Origin of the sequence: Vibrio sp. 10N.247.311.14 (assembly GCF_041467715.1) — a bacterium.
Classification (GTDB): Bacteria; Pseudomonadota; Gammaproteobacteria; order Enterobacterales; family Vibrionaceae; genus Vibrio; species Vibrio crassostreae_C.
The window spans coordinates 1-3,384 of record NZ_JBFSVE010000105.1; the positions used below are offsets into that span (position 1 = coordinate 1).

Consider the following 3,384-nt stretch of genomic DNA (forward strand, 5'->3'; position numbering starts at 1 on the left):
CTCGTTAGTGATTGTACTCACTTAACTCAGTGTCCAAAACTTATGGTGCGGATCAGATCCTCGGTAGGGGGAATCCATGTCATTCGTTAGTTTACCAATCAAGATCATCACCCTAGTTTTTACTTCGGGTGATGTCTTAGCTACAAGTGGTTTTGTGGGAGTTGTGATTGACCAAGTACAGCCACAACTAAAATAAAACCGTCTTCTTTTGTAAAGTAAGCTGTGTGTTTTCCTACCGGAAAATAGAAACCGCTTGGATAAATCTCATCGCAACTGCGACCTACGGCTGGATTGTCGGCAAGCATTTGAAACCCAGTTAGCAATGTGTCTTTATAGTTGTTCCACTGCATTTCAGAAAAGTTGTTGACGGTATAGCTTTTAATTTTTCGTAAATGAGCCTGAGCCAATTTACTTAGTTTGTATTTATTCTTTTGCATAGTGGGTTACAAGGCGCTTAGGAAATCTTCACCATCAACTACATTGCCTTGTGCTAAGTCTTGTTTAGCTGACTCGAAACAATGTTTAAGGTAATCAGTTTTCATTGCCTCTAGTTCTTCATAGTCTTTGATAGACATTACTACTACGGCATCTTTACTGTTTTTGCTAATCTTTACTGGCTCACGTTGGGCGCTTAGAAGCAGCTCACCAAAGTTACGCTTTGCATCATTTGCTGTTAGTGTGTGCATACTCAATCTCCAAATTTGGAATTACAGCAATATTATAGTTTGTCGCACAAAATGGTCAATATAATTAAATCGTGCGATTTGTGCGAAGGGTAAACTAACAAGCAATTTAAGAGGGATTCACAACGCTCGGCATTTTTGCTTCTACTTCAAATTTAGTGTTTATGGCACAATGCTTTAAGGTTAGGTGGTAGCGTTGTTCACCCCTTAATTGGGCTACATGGACTCCCTCTTTTGTCAACAATAGCTCCCGCTGACAACAGTGGATCGGACAGCAGCTCTACATTCGGTGTTTAATCGGAATCGTTCCGTTACCTTGATGATATTCGCTTGATGCCAGCCTCATTCGTTAAACAGTATTTATTACTTCCCAATTAAACAGGTTTAGGCATCTCGGTCTGGTCGTATTGTCATCATTTGCTATTGCTTTGACTCGGTGAGTGTTAACCGTTTACATAGTTAATCTTGTACTCTTTTCCTGTTGTTAATAATGCCCATATTATACGAGCGTTTTTTGCTGCTAGGGCGACAGCTGCTCGTTTATAACCTCGTCGTTCAACGAGTTGATTTAACCAAATACTGTTGCGATCGGTTTTCTCTTTACATCGTGCAATAACGGCTCTTGCGCCATGAATAAGTAGAGTGCGAATATGTTTTTCGCCTCTTTTGCTGATGCGACCAAGATGAACATGACCACCTGTTGAGTATTGTCTTGGAACCAACCCTATCCAAGCGGCAAATTGGCGGCTAGAGCCAAATTGTTTGGCGTCATTGACGGTTGCGACAATGGCACTTGCACTGTGTTCACCGACACCTGGAATATCCATGAGCGCTTTGGCTGAAGCCATCTCACGAACTAAAGCAGAGACTCTACGATCATAGTGCAATACTTCTAGGTTAAGGTGTTGAATCTTGTTCGATAGATCTTGAAGTAGCTCTCGAGCGAGTATAGGCAAACCATTTTCTGCATCTTCAAGGACACTACCAATAGTGTTTTGAGCCGAGTAGCGCCCCTGAGGCATCACAATACCAAATTCGGAAAGCAAACCTCTGAGCTGGTTAATAGTCGCCGTTCTTGTTTTAATTAGCCCCTGTCGAATACGGTGCAGGCAAAGCACAGCTTGTTGCTCTTCACTTTTTATAGAGACAAATCGTGTTTTGGGTCTAGATACCGCTTCACAGATGGCCTCTGCGTCATTGGCATCGTTCTTCTCATTTTGTCGATATGGAATAACGAATTTGGACGCCATAATTTTCGGGTTATGACCTAGTTTCAGTAGCTCTCTCGCCCAGTGGTGTGCACCAGAGCACGCCTCCATACCGATGAGGCAGGGAGGTAACTTCGCGAATGTGTCTAAGAGTTTGTTTCTTTTGACAGTTTTGCGTAGGACGCACTTGCCATATGCATCAACGCCGTGAATACTGAACACATTCTTGGCAAGGTCAACGCCAATAGTTTGAATGGTGGACATAGTAACCTCCAGTTCTTCAGCGTGTACTAAGTAAGTATGGCACGCAGAGTGTCAGGTAGAGGGAGTCCATATCATTCGTTAGTTGTTTAAATAAATATCGAGGGAATTATGGGTAGGAATTATTGGGGTTACAGAATAAATAAAAACAAAATTGACTTCTTTCGTTCTGAGTTAGAGCAGGGACGGTTGCGCCAAGGTTGGGGATGGGATCCTAAACAGTGCTTGAATAATCTGGAAATGGATAGTGGGGCAAAACGAAATCTTCCAATTTTTAATAAAGTTAAAAAGGGAGATATTTTACTAATACCACGACTTCCTACATGGAACGAAGTTGCAGTAGTAGAAGCTACCGAGGATTTTGATAAAGGGTACAGATATGAAATTGATCAAAACCTTGGTGATTATGGACATATTTTCCCTGCTAAACTAATTAAACAATTCGTAAGAAAAAATGAATCAATATCAGGTGACATTCGTTCTACATTAAAAAATGTATCAAGGTTTTGGAGTGTTGGTCATTGTGCTGAAGCTATTGAGCGAGTCATCGAAAAAGAAGACTCTGAATTAAGAAATGAAGTTAGTTTTACAAATCGCTTCCACAGTATTTTGACAGATAGCCTGTCAAATAGCTTCGACCCGGAAAAATTTTCTAATGAAGTATATGACCGGTTGAATGCGAACTTATCAAATGAAGAGTGGGAATATGCTCTGGTTGAGGGACTCAAAAAAATATACCCAGCCCCAATAGTCGTAGAACGCACGGGGGGGATTTTAGAAAAGCAACATGGTACGGACATTTTAATTAAGTTCCCCGGCTTATCTGATTTTCAGTATGCAATAGCTATTCAAGTTAAAGACTACTCTGGTTACATGTCAGGATATGCCGTTAAACAAATTTCAAAGGCTGATGATTACTGGAAAAATGAGGGTTTAGTCCTTATTGATAAGTATGTGATTGTTACTAAGTGTAAAAAGGAGCAAAACTTGAGTGTTGCTGACTTAGACAATTCAGTGAAAGTTATTTTTGCTAATGAGCTAAAAGAGTTGCTTTTGAAAATCGGTATGAGTGAAATGGGACTTTCGGTAGAAACAAACAACTAACAATGCATTTAAGATTGATTCGCAACGCTTGGCAGCTTCGCTTCGCTCAAGTATAGCCAAGCGCCGCTCACACCTTAATGCGGCTACATGGATTCCCCCGGTTGTCAAACATCCGCTAAACTTATGTT

Annotated in this window: 4 protein-coding genes; 1 reads left to right on the forward strand and 3 read right to left on the reverse strand. The window is 40.9% G+C overall.

Going from position 1 to position 3,384, the window contains the following annotated elements:
• Window positions 1-140: 140 nt before the first annotated feature.
• The 3 genes from AB6F11_RS21535 to AB6F11_RS21545 all read right to left on the reverse strand — a co-directional run bounded on the left by AB6F11_RS21535 (window position 141) and on the right by AB6F11_RS21545 (window position 2,155).
• The gene (locus AB6F11_RS21535; RefSeq protein ID WP_025794194.1) at window positions 141-437 is read right to left on the reverse strand and encodes a type II toxin-antitoxin system RelE/ParE family toxin; all 297 of its coding nucleotides are present in this window, start codon (window positions 435-437) and stop codon (window positions 141-143) included.
• Between the two features lie 6 nt (window positions 438-443).
• Complete coding sequence (locus tag AB6F11_RS21540) at window positions 444-686, reverse strand: type II toxin-antitoxin system Phd/YefM family antitoxin (RefSeq protein ID WP_045957228.1); 243 nt, start codon at window positions 684-686, stop codon at window positions 444-446.
• Window positions 687-1,126: 440 nt separating this feature from the next.
• Complete coding sequence (locus AB6F11_RS21545; RefSeq protein ID WP_017041084.1) at window positions 1,127-2,155, reverse strand: IS110 family transposase; 1,029 nt, start codon at window positions 2,153-2,155, stop codon at window positions 1,127-1,129.
• 108 nt (window positions 2,156-2,263) lie between these two features.
• Here AB6F11_RS21545 and AB6F11_RS21550 point away from each other — a divergent pair, with 108 nt between their 5' ends.
• Complete coding sequence (locus AB6F11_RS21550) at window positions 2,264-3,256, forward strand: hypothetical protein (protein ID WP_104216062.1); 993 nt, start codon at window positions 2,264-2,266, stop codon at window positions 3,254-3,256.
• Window positions 3,257-3,384: the final 128 nt, after the last annotated feature.

What these genes read in the sequence shown, in the direction of transcription:
- AB6F11_RS21540 (WP_045957228.1), bottom strand. Translation starts at nt 686, where the DNA reads ATGCACACACTAACAGCAAATGATGCAAAGCGTAACTTTGGTGAGCTG.
- AB6F11_RS21550 (WP_104216062.1), top strand. Translation starts at nt 2,264, where the DNA reads ATGGGTAGGAATTATTGGGGTTACAGAATAAATAAAAACAAAATTGAC.
- AB6F11_RS21545 (WP_017041084.1), bottom strand. Translation starts at nt 2,155, where the DNA reads ATGTCCACCATTCAAACTATTGGCGTTGACCTTGCCAAGAATGTGTTC.
- AB6F11_RS21535 (WP_025794194.1), bottom strand. Translation starts at nt 437, where the DNA reads ATGCAAAAGAATAAATACAAACTAAGTAAATTGGCTCAGGCTCATTTA.